Raw genomic sequence first — 14,972 nt, 5'->3', positions numbered from 1 at the left:
AGGATAAACCGCCGTGCGGAGTCGTTATGCCGGTTTTTTCCTGAAAATAAGTACAGTCAAAAAACAGAGAAAATTATGTTAAGAACTATTGCAACGAAAATTTTTGGTAGCCGTAATGAGCGTATTTTGCGTCGCTTGAATAAAATTGTTAAAAAAATTAATGCTTTAGAACCTTCCTTTGAAGCCTTGAGCGATGATGAATTGAAAGCTAAAACCGATGAATTTCGTCAACGTTTAGCCAATGGCGAAACGCTGGAACAGTTGATGCCGGAGGCGTTTGCAACTGTGCGTGAAGCCAGTCGCCGGATATTAGGTATGCGTCATTTTGATGTACAGTTGGTCGGCGGTATGGTGCTGACCAACCGTAATATTGCGGAAATGCGTACCGGTGAAGGGAAAACCTTAACCGCAACCTTGCCTTGCTATTTGAATGCGTTAACCGGCAAAGGCGTGCATGTGGTGACGGTAAACGATTACTTGGCTCGTCGCGACGCGGAAACCAACCGTCCGTTATTTGAATTTTTGGGCATGAGCGTTGCGGTCAATGTGCCGGGGTTGGATCCGGAAGTGAAACGTGACGCCTACAAAGCGGATATTACTTATGCCACCAATAGCGAATTGGGTTTCGATTATCTGCGGGATAACCTGGCGCACTCGGCGCAGGAACGTTTTCAGCGTCCGTTGCATTACGCGTTAGTGGATGAAGTGGATTCCATTTTAATTGACGAAGCCCGCACTCCGTTGATTATATCCGGTCCTGCGGCAGACAGTTCGGAACTTTATATTGCCATCAATAAATTGATTCCTTCTTTGGTGGAACAGGAAAAAGAAGACAGCGATGAATTTCAGGGCAGCGGCGATTATTCCCTGGATTTAAAAAACAAACAGGCGAATTTAACGGAACGCGGCTTGGAAAAATGTGAAAACTGGCTGGTCGAGCAAGGTTTAATGCGGCCGGAAGACAGTCTGTATTCGGCCTCAAATTTAGGCTTGTTTCACCATATCTCGGCGGCATTGCGGGCTCACACATTATTCCAGCGCGATGTGGATTATGTGGTGAAAGACGGTGAAATCGTGATTGTGGACGAACATACCGGACGTACTATGGCGGGACGTCGCTGGTCAGACGGTTTACATCAGGCTATTGAGGCGAAAGAGGGTGTAAAAATTCAGGGCGAGAACCAAACCGTCGCCTCCATTACGTATCAGAATTTCTTCCGTTTATATGAAAAATTAGCCGGGATGACGGGGACAGCGGATACGGAAGCCTTTGAATTCCAACAAATTTATGGATTGGAAACTGTAGTGATTCCGACCAATCGACCAATGATTCGTGATGATAAAACGGATATCATGTTTGAAAACGAACAGTATAAATTTGACGCAATTATCGAAGATATTAAGGACTGTATCGCCCGCCATCAACCAGTATTAGTGGGGACGGCGTCTATTGAAAAATCCGAATTGCTCTCTGCTGCGTTGGATAAGGCTGGGATTGCACATAATGTGCTGAATGCCAAATTCCATGCGCAGGAAGCGGAAATTATCGCCAATGCGGGCTATCCGGGCGCAGTGACTATCGCTACCAACATGGCGGGACGCGGTACGGATATTGTCCTTGGCGGTAACTGGAAAGCGGAAGTGGCAAAACTGGAAAGTCCGACGGAAGAACAAATCGAAGCGATCAAAGTGGCATGGCAACAACGCCATGACGAAGTGATGCAGGCGGGCGGGCTACACATTATCGGTACGGAACGCCATGAATCCCGCCGGATCGATAACCAGCTGCGAGGACGTTCCGGTCGTCAGGGGGACCCGGGCTCTTCCCGTTTCTATCTTTCATTGGATGACGCCTTAATGCGTATTTATCTGAATGAAGGTAAGTTGAACATGATGCGTAAAATGTTCACTACTGCAGGTGAAGCGATGGAATCCAAATTACTGGCGAAAGTCATTGCCTCCGCGCAAGCGAAGGTAGAAGCGCACAACTTCGACGGACGTAAAAATCTGTTGCAATATGATGACGTGGCGAATGATCAGCGTCATGCCATTTATGAACAGCGTAACGTTTTGCTGGATAACGATGATATTTCCGAAACTATCGATGCAATCCGCGAAGACGTATTTAACAGCGTTATTGACGAATACATTCCGCCGCAATCCTTGGAAGAGCAATGGAAAATTCCTGAACTGGAAGAGCGCCTGCGTACCGACTTTACTTTGGACTTACCTGTCCGGCAATGGCTGGAAGATGATAATCAGCTGCATGAGGATACCTTGCGCGAACGCATTATTGATGCGGCGAAAGCGGAGTATCAACGTAAAGAAGAACTTGCCGGTTCGGAAAGTATGCGTAGTTTCGAAAAAGGTATTATGCTGCAAACGCTGGACGAACTCTGGAAAGAACATTTATCGGCGATGGATTATCTGCGCCAGGGTATTCATTTGCGCGGTTATGCTCAGAAAGATCCTAAGCAGGAATACAAAAAAGAGTCTTTCCAAATGTTTACGGAAATGCTGGATGCCTTAAAATTAAGCGTCATCCGCACCTTAAGCCGTGTTCGGGTGCGCACTCAGGAAGAGATAGAAGAAGCGGAACGTCAATATCAGGCGGCAATGGCGGCGCAACAGCAAGCCCGACAAGCACCGCTTCCGAACGCGCCGGCTTCATCCGAACCAACGCAAGGTAGTGAGTTATCGCCGGAAGAAAAAGTGGCGCGAGTTGCTGCGGAACGCCATATCGGGCGCAACGAACCTTGTCCGTGCGGTTCCGGTAAAAAATATAAATACTGCCACGGCAGTCGTGCCAAAGATCACGCCTAATCTTTGCATCAAGTGCGGTCAAAATTTTTGCGATTTTGACCGCACTTTCATATAAAGGTGGATATGATGAATAAAAAAATTGTCTCCGTTGCGGCGGGAATTATTCGTAATGAATTCGGACAGATTTATCTGACCCAACGTCTGGAAGGGCAGGATTTCGCCCAATCTCTAGAATTTCCCGGCGGCAAAGTGGATTCGGGCGAAACGCCGGAACAGGCGCTAAAACGGGAATTGGAAGAAGAGATCGGTATTATGGTGTTGGAGCCGGCATTGTATGAACAGTTTCTGTTCGAATATCCCAATAAAATTATCCACTTCTATTTCTATTTAGTTGAAGAATGGGTAGGCGAGCCTTTCGGTCGGGAAGGTCAAGAGGGATTTTGGACCGAACAATCCGATTTGGATGCCGGACAATTTCCGCCGGCAAACTTCAAATTGATTCAGCGTTTACTGGCGGAAAGCGAAGCGGATTAATAAACTTTTTTATTCGATACCGATCAATTTATGGGTTTGCAGGCTGAGTTGCCATTTAGGTCGGTTTGCCCGCTGATTGAGCTGACCGAGCAGCGTGACGGTTTCGTACAAATTCATTTTCCCATCCGTTTCACAAGGCGATAAATAATAGTGGTTCGCTTTGATCTTGTCTTCGATAAACGCACAAAATTTCAACACGTTTTCATCCGCTACAATGCGTACTTCATGAGCAAAAGAAATACACCGGGAGTGGTATTTTTCCCAATATAAACCTTTAGGACTGACGGCTATATAGTCGATTTGCGACGGAACCGTTTTTAATCCGTTGGTTTCAATGGCTAAAAAATAACCTTCCTGTTTTAGTTGTTCCAATAACAATGAAAGACGCGGCTGAATAGTGGGTTCGCCGCCGGTGATAATAATATTCTTGGCCGAAAACGACCGCACTTTTTGTATAATCTGTGAAAAAGTAAGTGCGGCGAATTCGTTGTAGGGCGTGTCGCACCAAGGACAGGCCAAATTGCATTTGCCGAACCGGATAAAAATGGCCGGCATGCCCGTATTCGCGCCTTCCCCTTGCAGGCTTTCGAAAATTTCCACGATAGGATAACTGTGGGTAGAGGCGATTACATTCATTCCCGATACTCGCAGAAAGAGGTGGGCGTTTCCCACAAACGGACAGCCGACAACGGCAATTCGGGTTTTAATCGGTTGAACATGAAACGTGCCATTTCTTCTGCTGTGGTGCGACTTGGAATACCGAAAGTTTTGGAGTTTAGTTCAGTCAGCAATGCGGCAATTTTGCATTCCCGTTCGCTGTTCGTATCGTAAATAAACGCATGATCCATCGGTTCTAGAATCAGGCTTTTAACGATTTCTTTCAAATCCGCAAAATCCATTACCATACCTTTTTTCGGACCTTGTCGGTAAAGCTCGCCGCTCACTTCTACTTGCAATTTATAGGTGTGGCCGTGCAGATTCTGACATTTGCCGTCATGACCGTCTAAAATATGTGCCATATCAAAACTGAATTCTTTTGAAACGCGAAACATAGTTACGCCTCCTTTGCCGTTAAAACGGATGATTTTTCGACCGCACTTTTTTGTGCTAAATATTGTTTCAATCCTTTTTCCCGCAACAAACAACTCGGGCAGGTGCCGCAGCCGCCTTCCACGCCCAGATAACAGGTGTGCGTATATTGACGAACGTAATCCAACGCGCCCAATTCATCGGCAAGCTGCCAGGTTTGCGCTTTGGTTAAGTACATTAACGGCGTGCGAATATTGAATTGGTAATCCATGGCAAGATTTAACGTTACATTCATGGATTTGATGAAAACGTTGCGACAATCGGGATAGCCGCTAAAATCGGTTTCGCATACGCCGGTGATAATATCCGTAATGCCTTGTCCTTTGGCATAGATGGCGGCATATAATAAAAACAGCGCATTGCGTCCGTCCACAAACGTGTTCGGCATACCGTTTTCATCTTGCTTGATTTGTGCATCGGACATCATTGCATTGGTCGTGATGGTTTTAATCACGGAGGTATCGATCAGCGTTTGTTTTACGCCGAGATCTTGGGCAATCCACTGCGCTTTCTGTAATTCAATGGCATGGCGTTGGCCGTATTGAAAGGTGACGGCTTCCACGTTATTGGGGCCGTAATCCCGGATTGCCTGAAGCAAACAGGTGGTAGAATCCTGTCCGCCGGAGAAGATAACAACCGCTTTACGGTTGCCGTTAGGATTTGAAATATTCATAGATTTCCTTAGTTTTTTTGCGTGGGAGGTTTGCGAACCACGATGAAAAGAGGCGTATTGTAGCGATTTTTGTAAAAACTTGCAAAAAATGACCGCACTACTACCGCATTCAGGGCTTTTCCGTTAAAATACGTGCAATTTTTATAGCACAATAAGGGAAGTAATTATGCGTTGGCAAGGTCGTGAACGAAGCACTAATATTGAAGATCGTCGCGGTTCGGGTTCGAGAGGCCTGGGCGGCGGCAAAAAAATGGGCGGAATCCTCGGGTTTATCGTGTTATTGATTGGTTCCTATTACGGCGTGGATTTGTCCGGATTAGTGGGATCATCAGGTATGGAGGGAATAGGCGGCGGTTCATCCTTAAGTAAGCAGGAAGAAGCGCATTTGGAAGAACTTTCCGCCGTTGTCTTGAAAGATACGGAAAATACCTGGCAAAGTTATTTCGCCGGTAGCGGACAACGTTATCAGGCGCCTACCATGGTTTGGTATAACGGCGGCACACCGACTTCTTGCGGTACGGGACAAGCGGCGATGGGCCCCTTTTATTGCCCGAGCGATCGTAAAGTCTATCTGGATCTGTCATTCTATAACGATATGAAAAATCAACTGGGCGCAGCGGGCGATACCGCTTTTGCTTACGTCATTGCGCATGAAGTGGGACACCACGTGCAAAATCTGCTCGGTATTCTGCCGAAAGTGACGGTGGCACAGCAGGCAAACAGCCGTGAAGCTAATGCGCTTTCCGTTAAATTGGAATTACAGGCGGACTGTTTCGCCGGTATTTGGGGGCATCAAGCCGCGAAGAACAAATTGCTTGAAACCGGCGATTTGGAAGAAGCCTTCAACGCCGCCGAAGCGGTCGGAGACGACCGTTTACAGAAACGCAGCCAAGGCTACGCCGTACCGGACAGTTTTACCCACGGAACTTCCGCACAACGTCTGGCATGGTTTAAACGCGGTTTGCAAAGCGGTGATCCGAAACAGTGCAATACCTTTGCGGAATAACTCGGTTAACCGTAAAAAATTAATCCTCCGACGTGAAAATATCGGAGGGTTTTTTTCGATGTTCATCAACCGCGTAAAGAAAAAATATGTATTTCGCTACTGAGTTGCAGGCGGTTCAACTAAGTTCTGTTCTGATTTTCCCTTAAAGCAAGCTTTTCCAGCCTGTTTTTTATCTTTCAAAACTTGAGCGCTAATGCTTAGTTTGTCAACGAAAACAACTATAAGGACAGCCATCATGTCTCTGAAAAAACAAGCAAAAAATCGATCTCACTTTAGCATTAAAGTGCCGCAGATTTTTAGCTTTTTTAATATCCGCCGTTATTGTCCTGCAATCCCTGAATAATCGCAATACCGGCGCTGGCACCGATACGTGTTGCACCGGCATTAATCATTGCTAACGTGGTTTGTGTATCGCGAATGCCGCCGGAGGCTTTGACGCCGATATTTTCTCCGACGGTTTGGCGCATTAATGCGACATCCGCAACGGTAGCGCCGCTTTTATTGAAACCGGTGGAGGTTTTGACAAAGCCGACGTTTAAATCGCGGCAGATTTCACAGGCGTGTACGATTTCTGCTTTCGTTAACAAGCAGGTTTCTAAAATGACTTTTAATAACGTTCCTCGACAGGCGTGTAAAACCTGTTCGATATCCGACCGCACTTCATCCCATTTGCCGGATTTGATTAGCCCCACATTAATGACCATGTCCACCTCTTGGGCGCCTGCTTTAATCGCTTCCTGCGCTTCAAAAGCTTTAACGGAAGAGAGATTTGCCCCCAGCGGGAAACCGACGACAGTACAGATTTTCACACCTGTACCGGTTAATTTTTGTTTTGCCAAAGGAATATAACCTGAATTGATACAAACCGACCGGAAATGATGAGCGACGGCTTCATCGCAAAGTTTAAGAATATCCTGTTCCGTTTTCTCGGTGGTGAGAGCAGTGTGATCGATGAATTTTGCTATTTCACGAGGTTGCATGATAAGGTCTCCGTTGTCTGTGTCTGTTTTGATTGAGATTATGATATAACAGAAAAACCCTTAAAAAAACAACCGCACTTTAGTTGCTAAAGTGCGGTCCGTTTTATCACTGTTTTTTAACGGCTTATTGTTTTGCCGCAATTTTACCGTCTTGATAATCCACCGTGACCGGTTTGCTTGGTAATAATTTACCGGACAGGATTTCGTTGGCTAACGGATTTTCGATTTCCTGCTGGATAGCCCGTTTTAACGGACGTGCGCCGTAAATCGGGTCGTAGCCCACTTCGCTGATGAAATCCAGTGCCGCATCGCTGAAGGAAATCTGATAACCGTGTTCTGCCATACGTTTTGCCAAACGAGCCAGTTGAATTTGGGCAATGGCTTTGATGTTTTCTTTGGCTAACGGATGGAAGACTACCGTTTCGTCAATACGGTTGATGAATTCCGGGCGGAAATGTTGTCCTACCACCGACATTACGATTTCTTTCATGCCTTCATAACCTAGGCTGCGGTTTTCCTGAATTAAATCGGAACCCAGATTAGAGGTCATAATAACCACTGTGTTGCGGAAATCCACGGTGCGGCCTTGTCCGTCGGTTAAACGTCCGTCGTCTAAAACCTGCAATAATATGTTGAACACATCGTGGTGCGCTTTTTCCACTTCATCTAATAAGATGACAGAGTATGGACGGCGGCGGACAGCTTCGGTTAAGTAACCGCCTTCTTCATAGCCCACATAACCCGGAGGCGCGCCGACTAAACGGGATACGCTGTGTTTTTCCATAAATTCGGACATATCGATACGTACCATGGCGTTTTCGTCGTCGAACATAAAGTTTGCCAAGGTTTTGCAAAGTTCGGTTTTACCTACCCCGGTCGGACCTAAGAACAGGAAAGAACCGATCGGGCGATTCGGATCGGATAATCCTGCCCGGCTACGACGAATGGCATTCGCCACCGCTTCAACCGCTTCGCTTTGTCCCACTACGCGTTTGTGCAATTCCTGTTCCATACGCAACAGTTTTTCTTTTTCACCTTCCATCATACGGGAAACCGGAATACCGGTGGCGCGGGAAAGCACTTCGGCGATTTCTTCGTCGGTAACGCGATAACGCAACAGTTTCATTTCCTTGCCTTCGGATTTATCGGCGTCGGCAAGTTGTTTTTCCAATGCCGGAATGGTACCGTACTGCAATTCGGACATCTTGTTCAAATCACCGGCTCGGCGCGCCTGTTCCATCTGGGTACGGGCATTTTCCAGTTCGGCTTTAATATGTTGCGTACCGGATAACGCGGCTTTTTCGCTTTTCCATACTTCTTCCAGTTCCGCGTATTCACGTTCTTTTTCCGCCAGTTCTTTTTCCAGCATTTCCAAACGCTTACGGCTGGCTTCGTCGTCCTCTTTCTTCAGCGCCTGTTGTTCCAGTTTTAACTGAATAATGCGGCGTTCCAGTTTATCCAACGGTAACGGTTTGCTGTCTATTTCCATCCGGATGCTGGATGCTGCTTCGTCGATTAAATCGATGGCTTTATCCGGCAGCTGGCGATCGGAAATGTAACGATGAGAAAGGGTCGCCGCCGCAACGATTGCCGGGTCGGTAATTTCCACGTGATGGTGTAATTCGTAACGTTCCTGTAAACCGCGCAAAATGGCGATGGTATCTTCTACGCTCGGTTCGCCCACGAATACTTTTTGGAAACGACGTTCCAACGCCGCATCTTTTTCGATGTATTGGCGGTATTCGTCTAAAGTAGTGGCGCCGACACAGTGCAATTCACCGCGGGCAAGGGATGGTTTCAGCAGGTTGCCCGCATCCATTGCGCCGTCTGTTTTACCTGCGCCCACCATTGTATGAATTTCGTCGATGAATAAAATCACCGAACCTTCTTCCTGTGCCAGTTCTTTTAACACGGCTTTCAACCGCTCTTCGAATTCACCGCGGTATTTGGCGCCGGCAATCAAGGCTCCCATATCTAAGGACAAAACACGTTTGCCTTTTAAGCCTTCCGGCACTTCACCGTTTACAATGCGTTGCGCCAAACCTTCTACAATGGCGGTTTTACCGACACCCGGTTCGCCGATTAGTACCGGATTGTTTTTGGTACGACGTTGCAGCACCTGAATAGCGCGACGGATTTCGTCGTCACGACCGATTACCGGGTCGAGCTTGCCGCTTTCCGCCCGTTCGGTTAAATCGATAGTGTATTTTTCCAGTGCCTGACGACTGTCTTCGGCATTTTGATCGTTCACGTTTTGCCCTCCGCGCACATGTTTAATGGCTGCCTCTAAACTTTCTTTTTTGGCACCGCACTTACGCAGTATTTCTGCCAGACTACCTTTTTCTTCGAATATGGCGAGTAAGAAAATTTCGCTGGAAATAAATTTATCGTGCTGGCGTTGTGCGATTTTGTCGCATAAGTTCAGTAAATTCACTAACTGGCGGGAAATCTGTACATCGCCTCCGTTACCGGAAACTTGCGGCAATTTGCTGATTTCCGCATTTAATTCGCTGCGCAACGTCGCCACATTAGCGCCGCTTGCCGTTAGAATCGGCGCAATGGAACCGTCTTGTTGATTCAAAAGTGCGGTCAACAAATGGGCGGGTTCTATAAATTGATTATCTTTTCCTAAAGCTAAGGATTGCGCTTCGCCTAAGGCTTGTTGGAATTTGGTGGTAAATTTATCGATGTTCATGTTTGCTCTCCTGAAAAGAGTGAATATTGTGTTTACGTTTATCTAAGTGAGAGCGGAATTTCGGATTTCAAGGGAAAAGTGAAAATATTTTATGTTAAATAAAAGAGGCAGCAGAAAACGAACGGTAGTCAGATACGAATAGTCGTTCGTTCTCAGGGAAAATTATGCTAATGCCGGCAACTCCGTCATTACCCAGCGGGGTTTAACATCGACTTCCAAACCGGAAGATTCACCCGCCTGTAAACGTAAGTGCCCGACATAAGCAATCATTGCGCCGTTGTCGGTACAGAATTGCGGAGAAGGATAGAATACTTTGCCACCTAATGCGTGCATTAATTGAGCGAGTCTGTGTCGCAGTTGTTTATTGGCGCTGACACCGCCGGCAATCACTAACGTATTGTAACCGGTTTGTTGCAAGGCACGTTTGCATTTGATTGCCAAGGTTTCTACTACAGCGGTCTGGAATGCGTGGGCAATATCCGCTTTGGTTTGTTCCGTCAGGTCGCCTTTCTGTTTGATTGTCTGACGAATCGTATTTGCCGCCGCGGTTTTTAAACCGGAAAAACTGAAATCCAAACCCGGTCGATCGGTCATCGGTTTCGGGAAAGTAAAGCGTCCTGCCGAACCTTTTTCCGCCAAGCGGGAAAGGGCGGCGCCGCCGGGATAGTCCAATCCTAACAGTTTCGCTGTTTTGTCGAAGGCTTCACCGGCGGCATCGTCGATGCTTTCGCCTAATAATTCGTATTTTCCTACGCCGTCAACCCGCACCAGTTGAGTGTGTCCGCCGGAAACCAGCAACGCGACGAAGGGAAAGTGCGGTCGGTTTTGCGGTGATTCCAGCATAGGCGCCAGCAGATGCCCCTCCATATGGTGTACGCTCACCGCCGGCACATTCCAGGCAAACGCCAGTGAACGCGCAATGGTTGCGCCCACCAATAATGCGCCGACTAATCCCGGCCCTGCCGTATAGGCAATACCGTCAATATCTTCGGCCGTGAGATCGGCTTCTTTTAATGCCGCCCGAATGAGCGGTGCGGTTTTACGGATATGATCGCGCGACGCCAATTCCGGCACTACGCCGCCGTAATCGGCGTGCAATGCAATTTGGGTATAAAGCTGATTTGCGATCAACCCTTGTTCCGAATCGTAAATGGCGACACCGGTTTCATCACAGGAAGTTTCAATACCTAATACTTTCATTCGATTCTCTTTTTTATACAAAAACTGGCGGGAATTCTACCGCACTTTTAGTCATTCTGCAGTATTTGATTTTTTTGACCGCACTTTCCCACCGCATTTTGATCTATTTCATGAAATCAGCCGATTAAGCGGTTTACGCCTTTGTTTAACTTTGTTAGAATCCGTAATCTAATTGAAACTGATTATCAATTAGACTTATTGTTTTTCTTATCTTTTAAAGGGTTCTCCATGCCGGCATTATTCGAATTTCTCAAAAATTACAGCGATTATATCATCCTCGGCTTATTAGGTTTAATGAGCTTTATTATGTTGTGGTTCGTGATCGAACGTTTTATCTTTTTAAGTAAAGTCAAAGTGAGTACGTACAGTAATATTCATTCGCTGGACATTGATTTAACCCGCCATTTAACCATTATTTCCACCATTGGCGCCAATGCACCTTATATCGGTTTATTGGGAACCGTAATCGGGATTTTATTAACTTTTTACGATTTAGGTACGTCTGCCGGCGATATTGACGCCGCCGCTATTATGCTGCATTTATCTTTAGCGTTAAAAGCCACGGCGGTGGGGATTTTGGTGGCCATTCCGTCTATGGTGTTTTACAGCGCTTTAGGGCGCAGAGTGGACGTGCAGCGTTTGAAATGGAAGGCGTTAAACAGCACCAAAAATATCGGTGCGTAACGGAGTCCGAATATGAAAAAATTTGATGAAATAAACATCATTCCTTTTATCGACATCATGCTGGTGCTGCTGGCAATCGTGTTGATTACGGCATCTTTTATTTCCCAGGGGAAAATTCAGGTGAACGTGCCGAAGGCGTCGCAAACCGTAGCGTTTAAGTCGGATGATTTGGCGAAATTATTAACCGTGAACGCGGAAGGTAAAATTTTCTTTAATGATCAACCGATAGAACAGGCGGCGTTGGAAAAAGAAATTGCCGCTTGGGATAAAGAACAAAAAGTGACATTGAAAGTGGACGCGGAATCTTCATTTCAGAATTTCGTTTCGATTACCGATTTAATGGCAAAAAATAACATTAAAAACGTCGCTATTGTAACAGTGAAAGATAAAGGTCAGTAAATGAAAGGTAATTCTTGGCTGGGTTTCATCGGTTCGGCGATTTTCCACGCGGGATTGGCGGTGGCGTTGTTTACGGCATTTAAGGATGAGGAAAGTGTCAACGGGCAAAGTGCGGAGGAAATTTCCACTAATATTTCTATGGAAATGCTGATGGCGACCACGGTGGAAAGCATTCCGTCGCAGCCGGAACCCGAGCCGGTAAAACAGGCGGAACCCGAACCGGAGAAAAAAGAAATGGTGGCGGATCCGACGTTGAAACCGAAACCGGAAAAACCAAAAGAAAAGCCGAAAGAAAAAGCAAAGGAAAAACCTAAAGAAAAACCGCCTGAAAAAAAACAAAAACCGGTGAAAAAAACGGTTAACGAGACGGCGCGAGCCGCCCCGAATCCGCAACCGAATGCCGTTGTGGCGGATCGCGTTCGTATGGGTAATGCTAATGTGAATTCGAAAGCGACCGCAACTTCAGCCAATGCCAACAGCAATAATGCAAATTTAACCGGCAGCGGGGCGAGTTCGTCGGAAGTGGCGGAATATAAATCCCGAATTCGCCGTGAAATCGAACGGCATAAAAAATATTCCCAGCGCGCCCGTATGATGCGTAAACAAGGTGTTGTGGTAGTGGCGTTTTCTATCGGTAACAACGGTGTTATCAGCGGAGCGCATATTGTTAAATCTTCCGGTACGGAGGATCTGGACAATTCCGCTTTAGCGGCGGTGAATGCCGCAAAATCCGTCGGTCCCAAACCTGCGGGTATGAGCAATGCCATCAGCGTGCCGATCAGCTTTAAAATTCAATAGGGTTTTTCATTGCGGAAAAATCGGCGTAGAATGTCAAGTGCGGTCAAAATCTTTCGAATTTTTGACCGCACTTTTTAGAGACCGCTTATTTTTCAGAAACGGTGGCGGCGTCGCCCGAAACAGCCGCAGGCTAGGCGTAAAACGCTGCGAATAACCGGCTCTATTAACAAGTTTTACAAGACCCTGATTATCGGAGTTTCTATGGTTGTCGGTCCTTTTATTAATGCGGGTGCCATTGTGTTGGGCGGTGTGTTGGGTGCGATGTTAGGCGGTCGGGTACCTGAACGGTTACGGACAAATTTAACATTATTGTTCGGATTATGTTCCATGGCGATGGGAATATCCATGGTGGCGAAAGTGCATAGTATGCCCGCCATGGTGCTTTCCGTGTTGCTGGGTACGATTATCGGAGAACTGATTTTATTGGAAAGCGGAATTAATCATTTGGCAGCGGGCGCCAAAGGTATTATGGAACGCATTTTCCCGACGAACGGCAGCCATCATTCCCATGAAGAATTTTTACAGAAATTTGTAGGTTTGTTGGTTTTATTGTCTTTCAGCGGAACGGGTATTTTCGGGGCCATGAACGAAGGTATTACTGGCGACGAAAGTATTCTGATCGTGAAAGCTTTTCTGGATTTCTTTACGGCTATTATTTTTGCCACCACTTTAGGCATTTCGGTTTCTATGTTGTTTGTGCCGCAGATTGCAGTGCAATTGATTCTGGCGTTCAGTGCTACGTTTTTGATTCCGTTGATTAGTGCGGAAATGCGGGCGGATTTTGCTGCAACCGGCGGGGTATTGATGGTAGCGACGGGGTTCCGTATTTGTGGAATTAAGAATTTTCAGGCGGGCAATATGTTGCCGGCATTATTTATTGCTATGCCGATTTCGGCCGTTTGGACAACGTTCTTTTGATGTGCAAACGGGTAATAAAAACGGGAACTTCAGTTCCCGTTCGGGTGTATTCGTCGAGTTATCGTGTTGCCCGTGCCGCCAGTAGCACGCCGGCGGTCACCGCTACGTTTAATCCTGTTTTCAGCGGATTGGCAAAACTCAAGTTCACTACTTCATCGCCGTTTTGCGCAAAGCCGGAAACATCACTTTCGCTTAACACAAAAACGGCTTTTTTCATCCGCATCAGTTTATTCATGCTTTTTGCCTGTTTGTCGGTGCTGGTGAAAATCACTTGATAGCCGGCCTGACGTAATTGTGCTAATGCCTGTTCCGTGTCATTTATTTGCAGAATGTTGACGAATTCCGCACCGCCCTCGGCAACGCGCATCGCATTGGCGGATTGTGTTAATTCCGGTTCGGCGGTAATCAGGGCTTTTACCCCGTATACCGCGCAAGTGCGGAGAATTCCGCCGATGTTTTGCGGGTTGCGGACGTTGTCAAGCAGTACGAGCGAATCTTCTTTTCGGGTAATATCCAGATAGCCTTTTAAAGTAAACGGATGACGTTTTTTTACCAGCATGCAAATGCCGCCATGGTGTTCCGTTCCGCTGACCCGTTCTAATTCTTCACGATCAACCACGTGATACACTTTTTTATTCGCCGCCAGATAACTGAACATTTCACCGGTTTTATGGGCGGTTTCCACCGTCGTCCATACGCGGATAATGCTTGCCGGACGTTGTGCAAATAAGGTGAAACAAGCATTTTCACCGAATACCTTCATTTCTTCCGCGCGATTTTTCTTGATTTTTTCCGGCGCACGCGGCGAAAGCGGTCCGGTTTTTTTCTTTTTAGTCTGGATGTCGCCGCCGGTAGATTTCGTTACCACTTTTACTTTGCCTAATTGAGTTTCTGTAATTTGCAGCGTTAATTCCGGAGTGTGGGCGGGGCGGTTTTCGGTACGCCCGTTACCCGATTTCGGTGAAAAGTGCGGTCGGTTTTTAGCAGGTTTTTGCTCAAAATCAAATTGCTGGCGACGACGGTTTGGTTGATTTTCCGCCATTCGGGTTGATGACCGCGGTGTGCGTCGCTCGCCGACGGAGCGTTCTTTAAAACGGTATTCGCCGGTAGCGGGTTGAAATTCGGGTTTGGTAAAGTTGCTCATTTACTGTCCTGTAACGTCAAAAATTTTAGGTATTATAACAAAAATATTGTAAACTAACCCATTAATTAAAAACGCAATTACGGCGTGAA

14 protein-coding genes and 1 riboswitch are annotated in these 14,972 nt (G+C 46.7%); of the genes, 7 read left to right on the top strand and 7 right to left on the bottom strand.

Annotation, left to right across the window (positions count from 1 at the left end; all coding sequences use genetic code 11):
* The first annotated feature begins 75 nt into the window (after positions 1-75).
* Positions 76-2,823 carry a preprotein translocase subunit SecA gene (gene secA / locus ASUC_RS10450; RefSeq protein WP_012073743.1) on the top strand — a complete coding sequence of 916 codons (2,748 nt, stop codon included), beginning with the start codon at positions 76-78 and terminating at the stop codon, positions 2,821-2,823.
* Between the two features lie 66 nt (positions 2,824-2,889).
* Entirely contained in the window at positions 2,890-3,297 is a 408-nt protein-coding gene (gene mutT / locus ASUC_RS10445) for an 8-oxo-dGTP diphosphatase MutT (protein WP_012073742.1), read from the top strand.
* A 9-nt stretch (positions 3,298-3,306) separates the two neighbouring features.
* Here mutT and ASUC_RS10440 read toward each other — a convergent pair whose 3' ends face one another.
* The 3 genes from ASUC_RS10440 to queC are packed head-to-tail and all read right to left on the bottom strand — an operon-like array spanning position 3,307 to position 5,059.
* Positions 3,307-3,933 carry a 7-carboxy-7-deazaguanine synthase QueE gene (locus ASUC_RS10440; RefSeq protein ID WP_012073741.1) on the bottom strand — a complete coding sequence of 209 codons (627 nt, stop codon included), beginning with the start codon at positions 3,931-3,933 and terminating at the stop codon, positions 3,307-3,309.
* On the bottom strand, positions 3,930-4,349 hold the full coding sequence (gene queD, locus ASUC_RS10435; RefSeq protein ID WP_012073740.1) for a 6-carboxytetrahydropterin synthase QueD: 420 nt from the start codon (positions 4,347-4,349) through the stop codon (positions 3,930-3,932). Before queD ends, ASUC_RS10440 begins: the two co-directional genes overlap by 4 nt.
* Positions 4,350-4,351: 2 nt before the next feature.
* Positions 4,352-5,059 carry a 7-cyano-7-deazaguanine synthase QueC gene (queC, locus tag ASUC_RS10430; RefSeq protein WP_012073739.1) on the bottom strand — a complete coding sequence of 236 codons (708 nt, stop codon included), beginning with the start codon at positions 5,057-5,059 and terminating at the stop codon, positions 4,352-4,354.
* A 2-nt stretch (positions 5,060-5,061) separates the two neighbouring features.
* A riboswitch (PreQ1 riboswitch) is annotated at positions 5,062-5,106 on the bottom strand.
* 119 nt (positions 5,107-5,225) lie between these two features.
* On the opposite strand from queC, the gene ypfJ reads away from it, so the two are divergent.
* Positions 5,226-6,065 (top strand): KPN_02809 family neutral zinc metallopeptidase, encoded by an 840-nt coding sequence (gene ypfJ, locus ASUC_RS10425; protein WP_012073738.1) that lies wholly within the window; start codon positions 5,226-5,228, stop codon positions 6,063-6,065.
* Positions 6,066-6,370: 305 nt separating this feature from the next.
* Here ypfJ and deoC read toward each other — a convergent pair whose 3' ends face one another.
* The 3 genes from deoC to tsaD form a co-directional block, all read right to left on the bottom strand.
* Positions 6,371-7,045, bottom strand: coding sequence for a deoxyribose-phosphate aldolase (deoC, locus tag ASUC_RS10420; RefSeq protein WP_012073737.1), 675 nt, complete (start codon positions 7,043-7,045; stop codon positions 6,371-6,373).
* A 124-nt stretch (positions 7,046-7,169) separates the two neighbouring features.
* On the bottom strand, positions 7,170-9,740 hold the full coding sequence (gene clpB / locus ASUC_RS10415; protein ID WP_012073736.1) for an ATP-dependent chaperone ClpB: 2,571 nt from the start codon (positions 9,738-9,740) through the stop codon (positions 7,170-7,172).
* Positions 9,741-9,902: 162 nt separating this feature from the next.
* Positions 9,903-10,940, bottom strand: a complete 1,038-nt coding sequence (tsaD, locus tag ASUC_RS10410) for a tRNA (adenosine(37)-N6)-threonylcarbamoyltransferase complex transferase subunit TsaD (RefSeq protein WP_012073735.1) — start codon at positions 10,938-10,940, stop codon at positions 9,903-9,905.
* A 228-nt stretch (positions 10,941-11,168) separates the two neighbouring features.
* Here tsaD and exbB point away from each other — a divergent pair, with 228 nt between their 5' ends.
* From exbB to ASUC_RS10390, 4 genes are all read left to right on the top strand, one after another.
* Positions 11,169-11,624 carry a TonB-system energizer ExbB gene (exbB, locus tag ASUC_RS10405; protein WP_012073734.1) on the top strand — a complete coding sequence of 152 codons (456 nt, stop codon included), beginning with the start codon at positions 11,169-11,171 and terminating at the stop codon, positions 11,622-11,624.
* 12 nt (positions 11,625-11,636) lie between these two features.
* A complete protein-coding gene (gene exbD, locus ASUC_RS10400; RefSeq protein ID WP_012073733.1) occupies positions 11,637-12,023 on the top strand; it encodes a TonB system transport protein ExbD in 387 nt (128 codons plus the stop codon).
* Positions 12,024-12,821, top strand: coding sequence for an energy transducer TonB (locus ASUC_RS10395; RefSeq protein WP_012073732.1), 798 nt, complete (start codon positions 12,024-12,026; stop codon positions 12,819-12,821).
* 201 nt (positions 12,822-13,022) lie between these two features.
* Complete coding sequence (locus tag ASUC_RS10390; protein WP_012073731.1) at positions 13,023-13,739, top strand: DUF554 domain-containing protein; 717 nt, start codon at positions 13,023-13,025, stop codon at positions 13,737-13,739.
* Between the two features lie 58 nt (positions 13,740-13,797).
* Here ASUC_RS10390 and ASUC_RS10385 read toward each other — a convergent pair whose 3' ends face one another.
* Entirely contained in the window at positions 13,798-14,883 is a 1,086-nt protein-coding gene (locus ASUC_RS10385; protein WP_012073730.1) for a TrmH family RNA methyltransferase, read from the bottom strand.
* Positions 14,884-14,972: the final 89 nt, after the last annotated feature.

Origin of the sequence: Actinobacillus succinogenes 130Z (assembly GCF_000017245.1) — a bacterium.
Lineage (GTDB): Bacteria > Pseudomonadota > Gammaproteobacteria > Enterobacterales > Pasteurellaceae > Exercitatus > Exercitatus succinogenes.
Note: the sequence above shows the minus strand (reverse complement) of the source record. Positions and strands in the feature narration are given on the sequence as shown.

What these genes read in the sequence shown, in the direction of transcription:
- secA (WP_012073743.1), top strand. Translation starts at nt 76, where the DNA reads ATGTTAAGAACTATTGCAACGAAAATTTTTGGTAGCCGTAATGAGCGT.
- queC (WP_012073739.1), bottom strand. Translation starts at nt 5,059, where the DNA reads ATGAATATTTCAAATCCTAACGGCAACCGTAAAGCGGTTGTTATCTTC.
- ASUC_RS10440 (WP_012073741.1), bottom strand. Translation starts at nt 3,933, where the DNA reads ATGAATGTAATCGCCTCTACCCACAGTTATCCTATCGTGGAAATTTTC.
- ASUC_RS10395 (WP_012073732.1), top strand. Translation starts at nt 12,024, where the DNA reads ATGAAAGGTAATTCTTGGCTGGGTTTCATCGGTTCGGCGATTTTCCAC.
- clpB (WP_012073736.1), bottom strand. Translation starts at nt 9,740, where the DNA reads ATGAACATCGATAAATTTACCACCAAATTCCAACAAGCCTTAGGCGAA.
- exbD (WP_012073733.1), top strand. Translation starts at nt 11,637, where the DNA reads ATGAAAAAATTTGATGAAATAAACATCATTCCTTTTATCGACATCATG.
- mutT (WP_012073742.1), top strand. Translation starts at nt 2,890, where the DNA reads ATGAATAAAAAAATTGTCTCCGTTGCGGCGGGAATTATTCGTAATGAA.
- ASUC_RS10390 (WP_012073731.1), top strand. Translation starts at nt 13,023, where the DNA reads ATGGTTGTCGGTCCTTTTATTAATGCGGGTGCCATTGTGTTGGGCGGT.
- ypfJ (WP_012073738.1), top strand. Translation starts at nt 5,226, where the DNA reads ATGCGTTGGCAAGGTCGTGAACGAAGCACTAATATTGAAGATCGTCGC.
- tsaD (WP_012073735.1), bottom strand. Translation starts at nt 10,940, where the DNA reads ATGAAAGTATTAGGTATTGAAACTTCCTGTGATGAAACCGGTGTCGCC.
- exbB (WP_012073734.1), top strand. Translation starts at nt 11,169, where the DNA reads ATGCCGGCATTATTCGAATTTCTCAAAAATTACAGCGATTATATCATC.
- ASUC_RS10385 (WP_012073730.1), bottom strand. Translation starts at nt 14,883, where the DNA reads ATGAGCAACTTTACCAAACCCGAATTTCAACCCGCTACCGGCGAATAC.
- deoC (WP_012073737.1), bottom strand. Translation starts at nt 7,045, where the DNA reads ATGCAACCTCGTGAAATAGCAAAATTCATCGATCACACTGCTCTCACC.
- queD (WP_012073740.1), bottom strand. Translation starts at nt 4,349, where the DNA reads ATGTTTCGCGTTTCAAAAGAATTCAGTTTTGATATGGCACATATTTTA.